Origin of the sequence: Mycoplasma testudineum (assembly GCF_002245785.1) — a bacterium.
Lineage (GTDB): Bacteria > Bacillota_I > Bacilli_A > Mycoplasmatales > Metamycoplasmataceae > Mycoplasmopsis_B > Mycoplasmopsis_B testudinea.
This window is the reverse complement of sequence record NZ_NNCE01000005.1, coordinates 58,439-72,985: the sequence shown is the minus strand read 5'-3', so window position 1 is coordinate 72,985 and position 14,547 is coordinate 58,439. Positions and strand designations below refer to the sequence as shown.

Here is a 14,547-nt window from a genome sequence, read left to right as displayed (position 1 = left end):
CGAATTTAATTAGTTTGATTTACCAGTATATTTACCAGTTTCAGTTGAGATGATAATTACTTCACCTTCTTTAATAAACATAGGAACTTCAAGTTCAAATCCAGTTTCAACTGTAACTTTTTTTTGCGGATTTGTAGTTGTATTTCCTTTAACTGCATCAGGAGCTTCAGTAACTTTTAAAGCAACTTTAGCTGGAATTTCAATATCTAGAAGTTCGCTTTCAAACATTCTTAATTTCACTTTATCATTTTCTTTAATGAAATTAAGTTCATATTCAACTCTTGACATTGGGATGTTTCTTTGTTCATAAGTTTCTTCATCCATTAATCAAATATCGTTTCCGTCACTATATAAATATGTGTAATTTTTTAATTCAATATGAGCTTTATTAACTCTATCTCCACCGGTGTAAGTTTTTATAGTTGTTGAACCAGTACGTAAATTTTTTACTTTTGCTTTAACTGATGCTTGACCTCTACCTTGTTTTGAATGCTGAGCTTCAATAACAACAAAAATGTCATCACCATCTGCAAAAGTAATTCCAGGTTTAAATTTGTTAACTTCAATCATTAAATATCCTTGCTTAAATTAATGTAACCATCTTCAGTTACTAAAATATCATTTTCTAAACGTGCTCCACCTAAATCCTGAATATAAATTCCAGGTTCAACTGTTATTATCATTCCAGGTTCTAAAATGGTTTCACTAGCTGTGCTAACATTTGGGCTTTCGTGGACATCAATTCCTAATCCGTGACCTGTTGAATGTAAAAATTGTTTTTCATAACCAGCTTTTTTAATATGATCACGGCAAGCTTTATCTACTTCTTTAGTACTAATACCTGGCTTTACTAATTCAATACCTTTGTAAGCTGCTTCTTCAACTATTTTAATAATTTCAACTAATTTTGGATCAAATTTACTTGAATCTCCAAACATAAATGTTCTAGTAATATCAGCAGCATAACCATTATATTGAGCTCCAAAATCCATTTTTACAATGTCTCCATCTTTCAATTTACGATCAGTAGGATGATGATGCGGTTCAGCTGCAGAAGGGCCAAAAGCTATAATTGATTCAAAACTTTCTTTTTCAGCACCGTTTTTTTGCATTTCATATTCTAAAAGTGCTGCTACTTCTTTTTCAGTTTGACCAACTTGCAATTGATTTCTTACTTTATTGTATGAAAGTAGTGAAATTTCAATTGCTTTTTTAACTAGTTCAATTTCTTCATTAGTCTTTTTAATTCTTAAATTTTTACCAGAAATAGATTTAAATTTTATTTTCGGTAAATATGCCTGTAACATTTCCATTTGTTCTAACAGTAAATATTCTTTTTCAACTAAAACTTCTTTATATTTTCTTTCGGTTAAGAATTTTTTAAAGCTGTTTTTTTCTAATAAAATCACCTGTACATTAGTTGATTTTTTAGTTGCATATTCAATATATCTAGAATCTACAAATAAGTATGCATTATCTGGCTCAATAATTAAAATTCCATCCGTAGTTGCAACATTAGCATATCAAAGTCTTGTTTGCGGAGCAAAACTGATTAGTGCTTCTACATTTTTATGTGATTTGATCAATTGTTTTACTTTAATAGTTGTCATTTGTTCTCCTTAGCTAATAATTAAAAACGCCGCGTGGCAAATTATTTACGCTCGCGGTGTTTAGTATGATCATTACATTTAGGGCAATGTTTGTTAAGTTCGACTTTGTCAATAGTGTTTTTCTTATTTTTCTTTGAAATGTAATTTTGCATTTTGCATTCAGTACATTCTAATGTAAATCCGTCTCTTGGCATAAATCCTCCTGTTTAAAATATTTTAGCATTATATTCCTATTCTTTAAAATAAAATTGTTGCTTTTACGTAGTTAATGAAGCTTAGAATGCTTCAATTACTAAGAATATTATGATATATGCAAATCATTAAAATCGGAAAATAAATAACTTAATATTGTTATCGCATATAAAACAAATTCAAATTATTTTATATTTTTTTAACAATAATTTCTACATTGTCAATTGCTTTATCAATTTTTTCTACAGAATCCTTGGAATGATCATAAATTGATTTCTGGAAAAAATTGGAGTCATATCTGTTTTAAAATTTGAATCAATTTTCAGAGAAGATTCATGAGTAATAATATTTAAAGTAATTTTGTTACTACTAAACATCACAGATTCATAAAACGAAATATTTAGTTCTGGATTAGTAAAAATTGAACTCGTTGAAGTTATTAAAGTTGGTAATATTAATATTGATTGCTTACTGAAATCAACGTTTTTTAAATTAGAATTCATTGTTTCTTCAATGTAACTAATTGGCCGGAAGTCCTTTGTCATTAATTCCAAGCTTTTTACAAATCAATTATCATATTCTTCTGATGTGTTTATTATTAATAATTTATTATCAAAAGTTGTGAAATTTTTCTTTCTAAATTCTCAAAATTCATTTATATTTTTTCATGTTTTGATTCTCAGTCGTACCCGTCTAAAACTTGAAAATAATCAAAATTTGAGTAAGTGAAAACACTGTACCGAGAAACCAAATTATTTTTACTATAACTTCAAAAATCAATAACTATATTATTGCTATTCTCAATGTTATTTGTTGTTTGTGTTTCTTTCACGACAGGAACGCTAATAGAACTACAACTAACAGTAAAAGCAATTGCCATAATTGTAACTATCCCAAGTATATGCTTATAAATTTTTTTCACTAGTTGAACGAATAAGAATAAAATTCTTTAACGTTGTCGCTTTCTTTATTCATACAATTATTGTTTGTTTTAAATTTCCTATAATGACTAATAAAATAGAAACTATAAAAAATTAATAAGATATATTTTTTATTCATATTTCACCTCAAAAAAATTATAACATTTATGAATTTGGTGAAAATTATCTATTGTGATTCAAGTAGATAGGTGAGTTTTTCTATATAATTTATTTACATTTAGTTTATTCAAACATCTTATAATTCACATTTACTAATATTAGTCTTTATTTAAATAAAAATTTATCAGTTTATCATATTCATTCAATGTTTCTTCATTAATTTTTATATTTTCATCACTTGATATACCAAGTTTTTCCTTATTTAAAATAGTTAATACTACTTTTTGATTATGTCAGTGATATTGAACAACATGCGGAACATCTTGTATATTTTTGTTTATGATTGAACGTATTTCACTTTTATCAACTGTTTTTTTTTCAGTTGATTTCTCCCAATTTATTTCTTTCGACATCTAACCTTTGCAAATTTAATTGATTCTTCAAAGGGTCAAATTTTATATCTACAATTGCCTCATTGTCATTCATTGCTGAAATTAGAATAAAATTTTCTTTAAAAAATAATTCATTTACACCGTTAAAATTAGTAATTGTATCTACCATGTCCCGTTTGAGTTCATTAAAGTATTCGATACTTTTTTCTGTCCCGAATTCACTTTTTTGAGATTCATTTAAATTTTGAAATAGTGACATATAAGTTTTGAATTGTTCAAAAGAAGTAATAACATTGTGAAAGTTTTGTAAAGAGAACATATATCAAGAATCAACCGGGAAATTAGGGATTAAATTTTGAATAATTAAATTATTTTCAATCAATTTAGAAAAATTTGTTTCACTCATGTCATTTAGGAGTTCTAAATTTGATATAGTGTCTATAAATCCATAAAAATACATTTTTTCATTTTGACCATCAAAATTATGAACATCTTTTTTTTCAAATTTTACTTTTCCATCTTTGATATTCATTGTGTAGCCTGCATTTAATGATATTTTTAATTTCATTTCGTTACTTTTGGCCTTGATATTTTTAATTAAACTAAAGTTTTTACTTGCTAGTTTTGCAATTTCATTATTTTGTTGTTCACTAATTTTATAAATTATTGAATCATCAGGTTTAGTAATAATTTTATCTTTTGGTGATTCAACAATAACTGGACTGCATGAAAACATTGATAGTGTTGAGATAATAGAAAATAAAGATAAATAAAATAATTTATGTTTTTTCATTTTACATCCTTTATGCAATTTTATATATCCCATTTTTTTCTACTAAATTATAGAAAATTCACATTTTTAATTTTGTAATAATATTTATTTAAAATTAAATTGCTTAAAAATTGGATTTTATGTAACATTTAATTGTAAAGAAAATGTGGTGTTAAGTTTTTGATTTTACGATATTAAAATTTTTAATATCTGGTTTTCAAGACCATTGCACTATTTATTCTTATAGCCAATTCCGCTATGTTGTTATATTTTGTCATAATTAAAACGGTCCTTAATGATAAGGACCGCTATTTATTTTATGTTCTTGATCTATAAATTAAATGCTTAATATTTACAAAGTCAATCTCTTAAATAAGATATTTCCTTTTGTAATTTTGAAAAAACTAAATTTATTTTTATCAGAAATTAATCTTTCCGCAATTTCAATATTATTCCATTGCTTTTCTAACATTGCAATTTTATTTGGCATGACATTCTTGTATGCAAGTGCCATTATATAAATTCCGTTCATTAATGCAATTAAAATTTGCTCTAATAAGGGGTCGTTTTTGTCTAATTTTCAAGGTTCAGTTGAATCAATAAGATTATTCAATTCTTTAGCTATCAAAATAATTTGTGAATATGCTTCATCACTTTCATATGAATTCATAAATTTCTTAAAATTTTCATAATAAATTTCAGCTTTTTTGTAAACATCATTTATTACTTCAGATTCAGATTCTTTATATAAAAGCGGACGATCAAAATTATTTTCAATCATTTTTGTTGTTCGAGAAATTAAATTACCAAAATTGTTTGCTAAATCAGAATTTATAGCATTGATTAATAATTCTTTACTAAAAACTGAGTCTTTAAACATATTTAATTTAGCAACTAAAAAATATTTTACTTCTTCAGGATCAAATTCTTTTAATAACTGGACTGGGTCAACTACATTATTTTTAGATTTTGACATTTTACCTGTTGGAGTTATTATTCATCCATGAGGCACAATTTTTGTTGGTAATTTTATATCAAGCGATTTTAAAAATATAGGTCAATATATACAATGAAATCTTGCTATTTCTTTTCCTATTATATGAACTCTTTCGGTCCCGTTATTTCAATATTTTTCATATAAAGATTGATCAATTTCTGAATAATTTAAAACTGTAATGTAATTGAATAGGGCATCAAGTCAAACATATATAACATGCTTAGGATCTTCATCAATTCTAATTCCTCAATCAATTTTTATTCTAGTAACAGACAAATCTTCAACAGTAGTTTGTAAAAAATTTGCTTTTAATTCATTAATTACATTTTTACTTTCAACATTTTCATCAATTAAAAATTCATTCACTAATCAATCATAAAAAGTATTTAATTTAAAAAAATAAGATTCTTCACTTAAAACAGTTAACTCATGTCCGCTAGTAGGATGATAATATTTTCCGTTTTCAAATTTAGCATTTGCTTCCGTAACAAATTCTTCATCGCTAATTGAATAAAGTCCTTTATATTCACCTTTGTAAATGAAGCCTTTTTTAAATAATGATGTAAATATTTTTTTAATTATTAACTTATGTTTTTCACTAGAAGTTCTTATAAATAAATCATTGTCAATTTGTGCCAATTTTCAAAGGTCAATAAATTTTTGACTTTGCATATCAACATATTTTTGTGGCTCCATTTTATTTTCGATTGCTTTTTCATAAATTTTTTGACCATGCTCATCTGCACCTGTCACCATGATCGAATCATAACCTTGACTTCTTTTAAAATTTCGCATTACTCACGCTTGAGTTGTTGTAAAAAGATGTCCAAGATGAAGATCTCCGCTTGGATAATAAATTGGTGTTGTAATGTAATATGTTTTTTTATTCATTATTTATCTTTCATGGTGTGTACCATTTTTTTATTTCTTCTAAATAATCATGATTATTTTTGTCTTCAGGATGTAAATATAAATTATTTAAATAGTGCTGGCCGTATCCAGCTTGAAATCTTGATTCAATCAATACGAACTTAGGCTTGTCATTTATTCTTGGATATATAAATTGAATACGTTTTGGTTCAAAATTATTTTCTCTTAAAATACAAACTAAATCAACAAATCTTTCAATCGGAATCACAAAGTCTAAATACCCTTTGGTTTTAATCAAAGATCGCGAACCCTTAACTATTTGCTCTAAATTGAGAGACACTTCATGAGTTGCAATAAGTTTACTTAGATTTTCATCATTATAGTTCGTTTTGTCAATTTGATAGTAAGGTGGATTAACAAAAATTAAATCATATTTTTGAATTTGTTTATTTTTTTTGTCAATAACAAATTGATTAAAATCTCTATGAATTACATTTATTTGGTTATCTTTTTTATTTAAAGAAACATTAATTTTTGCTAATTCAACTGCCTGTTCTTGAATTTCAACAGCATCAATTTTTAAATCAATATTTCTATCAGCAATAAATATTGATAGCGCTCCATTATTAGCTCCAATTTCTAATGCATTTTTTATTTTATGATTTAAAAAAATAAAATTACCAAATAGAATTGTATCTACTGAGTAATTAAACATTTGTTTATGCTGATATATTTTTAAATTTGAATCAAAGCCTAAATTATTTAGTTCAATATTTTTATTATTTAATAATAAGTGATTCTTCATTCATTTCACTAGGCTTTTTGATATTCATGTAATCCAAAATTGTTGGAGCTATGTTTGCTAGTTTTCCATCTTTTAATTTTAAAGATAAATCATTAGTAATTAACATAACCGGACTTGATGTATGTTTTGTAGCAGGTTGATTATTTTCATCTTCAGTAATTTCTGCATTTCCATGATCTGCAGTTATAAAAACCGTAATATTATTTTGAATAGCAAAATCCATTAATCTTCCTAGTTGTATATCCAAAAATGAAACGGCTTCAATAGTTGCTTTTAAATCCCCTGTATGACCTACCATGTCAGGATTAGCATAATTTAAAATAGTTAAATCATAATTATTTGCATTTTTAATTACTTCATCTGTAATTTCCATTGCAGACATATGTGGCGAATCAGCAAATGATTCAGCTTTAATTGAATCAACCATTATTCTTTTTGAATTAGGATAAGTAACATCAATTCCACCATCCATAAAATAAGTTACATGAGCATATTTTTGTGTTTCTGCTACTCTTAATTGTTTCAGTCCTTGATCGGCAAGTACTTTACCTATTGGTTCAGTAATTTTGGTTTCTTCAAAAGCGACTTCTGTATCCATACCTTCATATTTCATCATTGAAATAAAATTAGAAATTTTAAGCTGATGACTGTTTTTGAAATCATAAATTTCAGAAGGTTTAAAAAGATGAGTTAATTGTCTAGCTCTATCTGGTCTGAAATTAAAGAAGATAATTGAATCATTATTTTTGATTGGAAAAGAATCTGGATTATATGCCGGAATAAAAAACTCATCTGTAATATTTTGTGAATATTGATCTTCAACATATTTTTTGGCATCACTAAAAATTTGTGAATTTTTATGAAGCAGTGCATCATATGCTTTTTGAGTTCTTTCAAAAATTTTATCTCGATCCATTGCATAAAATCTACCAGAAATGGTTCCTATGAAATATCCGAATTTTTTTGTTAATTTATCTAATTTTTCAATTGAAGGAATTATAGATTGAGGGGCTACATCTCTACCATCACCAAAAACATGAACTGCTAAATTTTTAACACCATGTTCGTGTGCCATTTTTATTAATTCAAATAAATGCTCTTCAGCTGAATGAACTCCACCAGGTGATAGCAAACCCATAATATGCAAAGTTGAATTATCTTTTTTAACTTTTTCAAAAACATTAAGAAATTTTTCATTTAACTTAAACTTCCCTGTTTCGATTTCATTATTAATTAATGATAGGCCGGTGTAAACGACTTTCCCTGCCCCTATACTTAAATGACCTACTTCACTATTTCCCATTTGACCTTTTGGTAAACCGACATATTCTCCTGAAGCCATTATTTTAGAATTTGGAAATGTTTTAAACCAATTGTCAAAATTTGGTGTATTCGCTTGTTTAAATCCATTACCTTGGCTTTCGGTTCTTAAACCTAGACCATCAATAACTACTAAAATTACTTTTTTCATATTATTTATTTAACGTTAGCAACTTTAGAAAATCATTTGCTTCTAGAGATGCGCCACCAACTAAGGCTCCATCAATGTCTGGCTGATTCATTAATTCTTCAATGTTTGCTGGTTTAACTGAACCACCGTATTGAATAATAAGATTTTCACCTGTAATAGATCGAATGAATTTACACATTTCTTGTGCTTCTTGACTTGATGCTGTTTTTCCAGTTCCAATTGCTCATATTGGTTCATATGCAACTATAATTTTTGACAAATCAAGTCCTCTTAATGATTCTTCAATTTGTTTTTGAACTACTTCTTTTGATTTTCCATCTTCGTATTGCTCTAATGTTTCGCCAACACAAATAATTGGCATAATCCCATTTTGAATGGCTAGTTTAGCTTTTTGATTTACATCTAAATTAGTTTCATGGTGGTATTGTCTTCTTTCAGAATGTCCCACTACAACCATATCAATTTCATATGATTTTAAAATTGGAGCACTTATTTCTCCGGTGTAAGCTCCACTAGAGTGTGCCGAAACATCTTGTGCACTTACTTTTAAATTCATAGATTTTAATGAAGGATATTGTAATTTTGAAAAATGTGTTGCTGGAGCTGCAATTCCAAAAACCAATCCTTTCATGAATTTGTTTTTTTCTTGATTATATGACTCAATTAATGAACTAATAAAATTATCAACTTCTTGAGCTGTTTTATTCATTTTTCAATTACCGATAATGTATTTTTTTCGCATAAATCTCCTAATAGTTTATTTTTTAAAATTATATATTATTCAATAGAATACGAAATAAATAGGCTAATAATTGGTTATATTAATTTCCAATTCTTTTTCTTTTAGTTCATAGTCAATTTTTTTGCCCTCTAGCATTGCCATTTCTTTCAACTTGTGAAGTCTTAAATCAGAGGTATTAATCCCTAATTTTTCAAACAATTTTTTTAACTGTGTATTTTCCATTACTCAGTAATCTGGCGCTGAGTGTAAAATTACAATATATAACAATCTACTGATTGGAACGATAAATTTAACTTTTGTTTTATATATTAAAATTCTAGATATTTTGTCAACTGAATAAGCCCTTATTAAAAAAATTAGCGGTAGTACATGGTTAAATGTTTTACTATCATTTCATTTAATTATTCTGCTTTTTGTAAGGCTCGATATTTCTCCTAAATCTTCAAAATCAAATTTAATAATTTTTTTAATGCGAAAATATTGTTCGATAATTGAACCATAATTATTTACTCTAAAACAATTTGAACGGGGATGATCAGATGCATAAAGCTGTAATTTAAATACTGCTCTATTTTTATCACTTATTCATAATGCAAATTGATTGTAATTGCCATATTCATCTTTTAAAATAAAATCATCTTTTCTAAAAATATAACCGTTATCAAAAGGTTTTTCAAGAAAATCAAATTGCAAGTTTTTTGTTCTTGTTTTATGGAATTCGAATTTATACTCATCTATCATTCGATTAGTATGAACCTTTAACTCTTTGTTGATTTATTTCATTTTTTTTGAAATACTCTTTTTCAATTGTATCATCAGATATTTTTAACAATGAAGCCAAACCCAAATATGTTTGATAAGCCTTAGTGATTGTTGATTTATTAGTTTTTTTAATCATATATAAGCATTCGTTAAATGCATCTATCAATTGAACATTAATATCATCTGAAACTACTCTTGGTTCAATAATAGGATTTACATCATAATTAAAGGCATATGAATTCAAGAAATGTATACCATCACTATATTCTTCAAGAATTTTCTGATTGTCAATATTTTTATTGCTTTTTCAATATTTAAAGGATTGTAATTCATTTGCAAATTCCGAAATTTCAACAATTAATGCAATTCCAATTTTTGGCATTACGTCTTTAAAACTTGACAAGTTTGCCTTTTTTAAAATCATTGCATCTAATTCACATTGTGCTTTTAATAATCTTGAAATATCCATAAAAATACCACCTATATTTCTAATTTTAACATATGTATATTTTCTTTATTATAAAGGTTACTTAAAACATTAAAAATTTTTTTGATAAAAGCTTGTTCAACTTTGTGGCTAATCTGGATGATATTAATTTTTTCTTCATGATATAAAATTCATTCATTTCATTTTATGTCGCTTGTCACAAAAACTGTATTAGGATCTTTCATTTCATAAATCGATTGATAATCCCCTGAACCAGCAAAAAAAATTACCTTATTAAAGGATTCAATATTTGTTTTATGAATTAATTTATGGAAAATAGGATAGCCTTTTTTAGTTAAGTTTTTTTTCAATTGGTCATAAGTTATATCAACTTTTACAGATGCAGAATATTTTGATTCAATTTCAACTTGTAAATTTTCAAAAAACATTTTTGCCACTTGAAAACTTGTACCTTCATTATCACTATCAAAATTAGTGTGAAGAGAATACAAACTAATTCCGTGTTGTAAACAAAGATTATAAATTTCAATTTTGTAATTATTATTTTTAAAATCTTCTTTAATAGAGTTATTAAAAATAAAAGGATGATGTGTAATTATTAAATTCACATCATTTTTTATTGCATATTTAATTGAATCAAGAGTTACATCAATTGTTAACAAAATTGATTTTAGTAAAACACGATGGTAATTTTTTACACGAATAGAAAAGCCCGAAAAATCTCAGGGATCTTGATTGTTAAGTGGATATATTTTTTCTAGTTCTTGTGTTATCGAACGAATTGTCATATTAATTTTTTGTAAATTCTTTCAATTTAACACGTTCAGGACTAGAACGTAATAATCTTAAAATTTTGTTTTCCATTTGTCTAACTTTTTCACGACTAATGTTTAACTCTAGTGATAATTCTTGGAATGAATGAACTCGATAAGGAACACCATTATCATCTGAACCAATTCCATACCTTTTTTGGATAATTAACTTTTCTTCTGGAGATAATCTTGTATTAATTAAATTAATTAAGTGTTTAGTTAAATCAGCATTATTTGCATAATCATCTGGACTAATTACACTTTCATCTTTTATAAAGTCACTAAAAAATGAATCGTCTTCTTTACCTACTGTTTTATCTAGTGAAATAGGGTCAATATTTATTTTTCTTATGTAACGAACTTTTTCAGCTGTAAAATCATCACCATATTTTGCAGCAATTTCTTCATCAGTTGGCATTGAACCTTTTATTTGTTGTAATTCACGTTCAATTTTGATAATTTTATTTATTGTTTCAACCATGTGGACGGGCACACGAATTGTTCTTGCTTGGTCAGCAACAGCTCTAGTGATTGCTTGTCGAATTCATCATGTTGCATATGTAGAAAATTTGAACCCTTTAGTTTCATCAAATTTTTCAACAGCTTTAATGATTCCTGCGTTACCTTCAGAAATCAAATCAATAAATGGTAATCCTCTATTTTTGTATTTCTTCGCATTATTGATTACTAATCTAAGATTACGTTTAATCAACATATCGCGCGCTCTACGACCTTTTAATGTGTCTTTGTATTCGCGCATTGTTTTTGCTAAGTTTCTTTCTTCTTCAGCGCTAAGTAATGTTCCATACTTACCTATTCAACGCATGTATCATTTTACAATATCGTTTGTTTCAGATAACTTAGATTTAAGTTTAGAACTTTTCATTTTGTCGAATCGTTCTTGCTTAACATCGCTTTGTGTTAATTCAGATAAATCCTTATCTTCATCAGAAAAAAGTGCAGATTCAAGATCATCTAGTTCATCATCATCATCTTCGTCATCTTCATCGTGTTCATCATCTTCGTCATCAACTTCATTATGTAATGAACTTAAATCTAAATCTGGATCAATAGGCTCTTCATCATCATCGAAAAGATCGTCATCATCATCTTCGCTATTTAATTCATCGATATTTATGTTATCTTCATCAATTTCAATGGTCTGATCAAAATCGTCTTCATCTTCTTGAATGTGCATTTCAATTTCGTCGGTATCTTCCAGATCTAAATCGTTTTCATCTTCTTCTATTGCATTCTTTTCAGAAGTTTTTTTACTAGGTTTTTGAGAGGCTTTTTTGTCATTTTTTACTTTAGATTTTAATTCTGTTTGAAAATCATTTTCGCTTACAAAACCATCATCTCCGTAATCCATATCATCTTTAATAATTTCATTATTTATTAAGTCAATTAAAAAATCATCAGAATCATTTTCTGTTACAGCTAATTTTTGTTTATCTAAAAATTCAAAAACTTCAACCTGTGATAGGTGCTTAACTTTCTTTTTTTTCTTCAGATCTTTTAATACTTCTATTAATTCTTTATTTGATGCCATATTCCTCCAAGTTACGTATAAAAACTCTCGAAAGAGTATTTTAAATTATACATTTTAAACTATTTTTTAGATAACTTTTTTATTTTGTTTTCAATCTTATCTTTTTTAATTGTATAAGCAACTAATTTTTCAAATAAATTTGATTTTACTTCTTTATCAGTTTCATTTGTTGATTTAAGTATAAGGGCTTTTAATCTTTCAATTTCAATAGATAATGTAGCGACTTTGTATTTAAGTAAATACATTTGAATTTCATCTTCAGTTCATAGATCTTCATCTTTTAATTTAGGATTTGTCGATATATAATCTAATTTAGCTTTGTTAAATGTTTTAAGATCTTCTTTGCTTAAAGAATCCATAAATTTTTTAGGATCAAAAATTTCTTCACTAAGTTCGTCATAGAATTTTTGAAATTGGTTTTCAATTTTTTTATATTCACTTGGCGCAAATTCGAATATATCTTCTTTATTATGTTTTTTCTTTAGATTGACATAAGCATTGAGAAAATTTACATTTGTAACAATTTTTATAATTAACTTACCAAATTTACTATTATTAGTTTCTTGTACTTTATTAAATTCTGCTGTATTTAAAGTATCTTGAATATTAAAATTATTATTTCTTCTAGGTATTTCTATGGGTTCTGGATTATGTATATCAACTGGTGCATTTTGATAATTGGTTTGCCGTGTAAAGTTACCAACGTTGTCTTTAAGGTATTTTATTGGCATCTTTTTAAAATTAACTCCCAGATTATGTTTTGAATTTAAAAGAGATGTAAATCGATTTATAATTACTTCAGATTGATAAGAAATTATTTTTGAAAATTCATTTATAAAATTGCTTATATTTTGACTATTTGAAAAATTGAATTGTTGTCTTAATATTTTGTAATAAAAGTCAATTCCTGAAACTCTATTTCCAATTAATTTTGAAATTATTTCTTTGCCATTTTGCGATGATGCGATTTCATCTGCATCTACTTTTTTATATTCTAAAATCAAATCATTAGCTGTAAATAATTCATCAAAATGGTAATTACTTTTTGGATGAGAAGCACCGTTTTTATTATTGTAAAAAATAACAGAATTTGAGAAACCATATTTATTTAATGTTAATAAATGATCTAAAGTCGCTTTTAAACCTGCTTTATCATTATCCAAAAAAAGAACAATTTCTAAGCCTTTAATTTGAATTAAATGTTCTACAGAAAATGATGTACCCATTATCGCAACAACATTATTTATTCCTATTTTGCTTAATGATATTACATCAAAAAAGCCTTCAACAATTATCAAAAATCCTAAATTTTTAGCTTCTGAAATTGCATTATGAAAATTGTATAAAACTTTTGCTTTTGAAAAAATTAAGTTATCACTACTATTTAAATATTTAGGTTTATTTTGATCAGTCAAAACTCTACCTGAAAAACCAGCTAAATTATTTTTTGAATCATAAATTGGAAAAATTAATCTATTATAAAAAAAATCTCTTGAGCTTTCATTTATTAAATCTACAATTTCAAAATAAGTTGTATCAATTTTATTTTTTATTAAATAGTTTGCTAAATTTCCATCAGCATAACCAATTTGGAATTTATTAATATCGTTTACATCCAAATTTCGTTTTGATAAATAATTAATAATTTCAGAATTACTTTTTAAATTTTTTTTAAGTGTTGCTCTGAAATAACTATTTGCAATTACATTTGCACTTATAGCGTTTTCTTGTTCAGGAGTGAATTTTTCAATATTTACTTTTCCGTTTCATTCTATATTAAATTCTTCTGCTAATTTTGCAGCAGCTTCAGAAAATGAAAGATTTTCTTTTAATTCGACAAACTTAATAATACCGCCTTTTTTGTTACATGAAAAACAGTTAAAAATTCCAATTGAATCTTTAACGGAAAATGAGGGATTGCTATCAGTGTGAAAAGGACATAAACCAATGTGACTTCCGCCTTTTGAAACTAATGAAGTTGTTCTAGAAATATATTCTGAAAGAGAAGTTTGAGAAAGTATTTTTTTTTGTAATTCATCAAAATTCATACAATCTCCTTTTTTAAATATTATAAATATTAAA

Annotated in this window: 16 protein-coding genes; all 16 read right to left on the bottom strand. The window is 26.1% G+C overall.

Annotated elements, in window-relative coordinates; translation table 4 throughout:
- Nucleotides 1-9 precede the first annotated feature (9 nt).
- Nucleotides 10-570, bottom strand: coding sequence for an elongation factor P (gene efp / locus CG473_RS02800; protein WP_094254796.1), 561 nt, complete (start codon nucleotides 568-570; stop codon nucleotides 10-12).
- Nucleotides 570-1,610 (bottom strand): M24 family metallopeptidase, encoded by a 1,041-nt coding sequence (locus CG473_RS02795; RefSeq protein WP_094254795.1) that lies wholly within the window; start codon nucleotides 1,608-1,610, stop codon nucleotides 570-572. Before CG473_RS02795 ends, efp begins: the two co-directional genes overlap by 1 nt.
- Before the next feature lie 41 nt (nucleotides 1,611-1,651).
- The gene (gene rpmG, locus CG473_RS02790) at nucleotides 1,652-1,804 is read right to left on the bottom strand and encodes a 50S ribosomal protein L33 (RefSeq protein ID WP_094254794.1); all 153 of its coding nucleotides are present in this window, start codon (nucleotides 1,802-1,804) and stop codon (nucleotides 1,652-1,654) included.
- Nucleotides 1,805-2,044: 240 nt separating this feature from the next.
- The gene (locus CG473_RS02785; protein ID WP_133509985.1) at nucleotides 2,045-2,347 is read right to left on the bottom strand and encodes a hypothetical protein; all 303 of its coding nucleotides are present in this window, start codon (nucleotides 2,345-2,347) and stop codon (nucleotides 2,045-2,047) included.
- Between the two features lie 110 nt (nucleotides 2,348-2,457).
- Nucleotides 2,458-2,724: a hypothetical protein gene (locus CG473_RS02780; protein WP_133509984.1), complete on the bottom strand. Its 267-nt coding sequence runs from the start codon at nucleotides 2,722-2,724 to the stop codon at nucleotides 2,458-2,460.
- Nucleotides 2,725-3,000: 276 nt separating this feature from the next.
- Nucleotides 3,001-3,255: a hypothetical protein gene (locus CG473_RS02775; RefSeq protein WP_094254791.1), complete on the bottom strand. Its 255-nt coding sequence runs from the start codon at nucleotides 3,253-3,255 to the stop codon at nucleotides 3,001-3,003.
- A complete protein-coding gene (locus CG473_RS02770) occupies nucleotides 3,203-4,027 on the bottom strand; it encodes a hypothetical protein (RefSeq protein WP_094254790.1) in 825 nt (274 codons plus the stop codon). The genes CG473_RS02775 and CG473_RS02770 overlap by 53 nt, the downstream gene beginning before the upstream one ends.
- Nucleotides 4,028-4,358: 331 nt before the next feature.
- Complete coding sequence (metG, locus tag CG473_RS02765) at nucleotides 4,359-5,894, bottom strand: methionine--tRNA ligase (RefSeq protein WP_094254789.1); 1,536 nt, start codon at nucleotides 5,892-5,894, stop codon at nucleotides 4,359-4,361.
- Nucleotides 5,887-6,678 carry a tRNA1(Val) (adenine(37)-N6)-methyltransferase gene (locus CG473_RS02760; RefSeq protein WP_094254788.1) on the bottom strand — a complete coding sequence of 264 codons (792 nt, stop codon included), beginning with the start codon at nucleotides 6,676-6,678 and terminating at the stop codon, nucleotides 5,887-5,889. Before CG473_RS02760 ends, metG begins: the two co-directional genes overlap by 8 nt.
- Nucleotides 6,653-8,149 (bottom strand): 2,3-bisphosphoglycerate-independent phosphoglycerate mutase, encoded by a 1,497-nt coding sequence (gpmI, locus tag CG473_RS02755; RefSeq protein WP_094254787.1) that lies wholly within the window; start codon nucleotides 8,147-8,149, stop codon nucleotides 6,653-6,655. The genes CG473_RS02760 and gpmI overlap by 26 nt, the downstream gene beginning before the upstream one ends.
- A gap of 1 nt (nucleotide 8,150) precedes the next feature.
- Nucleotides 8,151-8,891 (bottom strand): triose-phosphate isomerase, encoded by a 741-nt coding sequence (gene tpiA / locus CG473_RS02750; RefSeq protein WP_094254786.1) that lies wholly within the window; start codon nucleotides 8,889-8,891, stop codon nucleotides 8,151-8,153.
- 63 nt (nucleotides 8,892-8,954) lie between these two features.
- The gene (locus CG473_RS02745; RefSeq protein ID WP_094254785.1) at nucleotides 8,955-9,632 is read right to left on the bottom strand and encodes a hypothetical protein; all 678 of its coding nucleotides are present in this window, start codon (nucleotides 9,630-9,632) and stop codon (nucleotides 8,955-8,957) included.
- A 4-nt stretch (nucleotides 9,633-9,636) separates the two neighbouring features.
- On the bottom strand, nucleotides 9,637-10,122 hold the full coding sequence (locus tag CG473_RS02740; RefSeq protein WP_094254784.1) for a dUTP diphosphatase: 486 nt from the start codon (nucleotides 10,120-10,122) through the stop codon (nucleotides 9,637-9,639).
- A gap of 11 nt (nucleotides 10,123-10,133) precedes the next feature.
- On the bottom strand, nucleotides 10,134-10,889 hold the full coding sequence (locus CG473_RS02735) for a Nif3-like dinuclear metal center hexameric protein (protein WP_133509983.1): 756 nt from the start codon (nucleotides 10,887-10,889) through the stop codon (nucleotides 10,134-10,136).
- Between the two features lies 1 nt (nucleotide 10,890).
- Nucleotides 10,891-12,465, bottom strand: coding sequence for an RNA polymerase sigma factor (locus CG473_RS02730; protein ID WP_094254782.1), 1,575 nt, complete (start codon nucleotides 12,463-12,465; stop codon nucleotides 10,891-10,893).
- Nucleotides 12,466-12,524: 59 nt separating this feature from the next.
- Entirely contained in the window at nucleotides 12,525-14,513 is a 1,989-nt protein-coding gene (dnaG, locus tag CG473_RS02725) for a DNA primase (RefSeq protein WP_094254781.1), read from the bottom strand.
- Nucleotides 14,514-14,547: the final 34 nt, after the last annotated feature.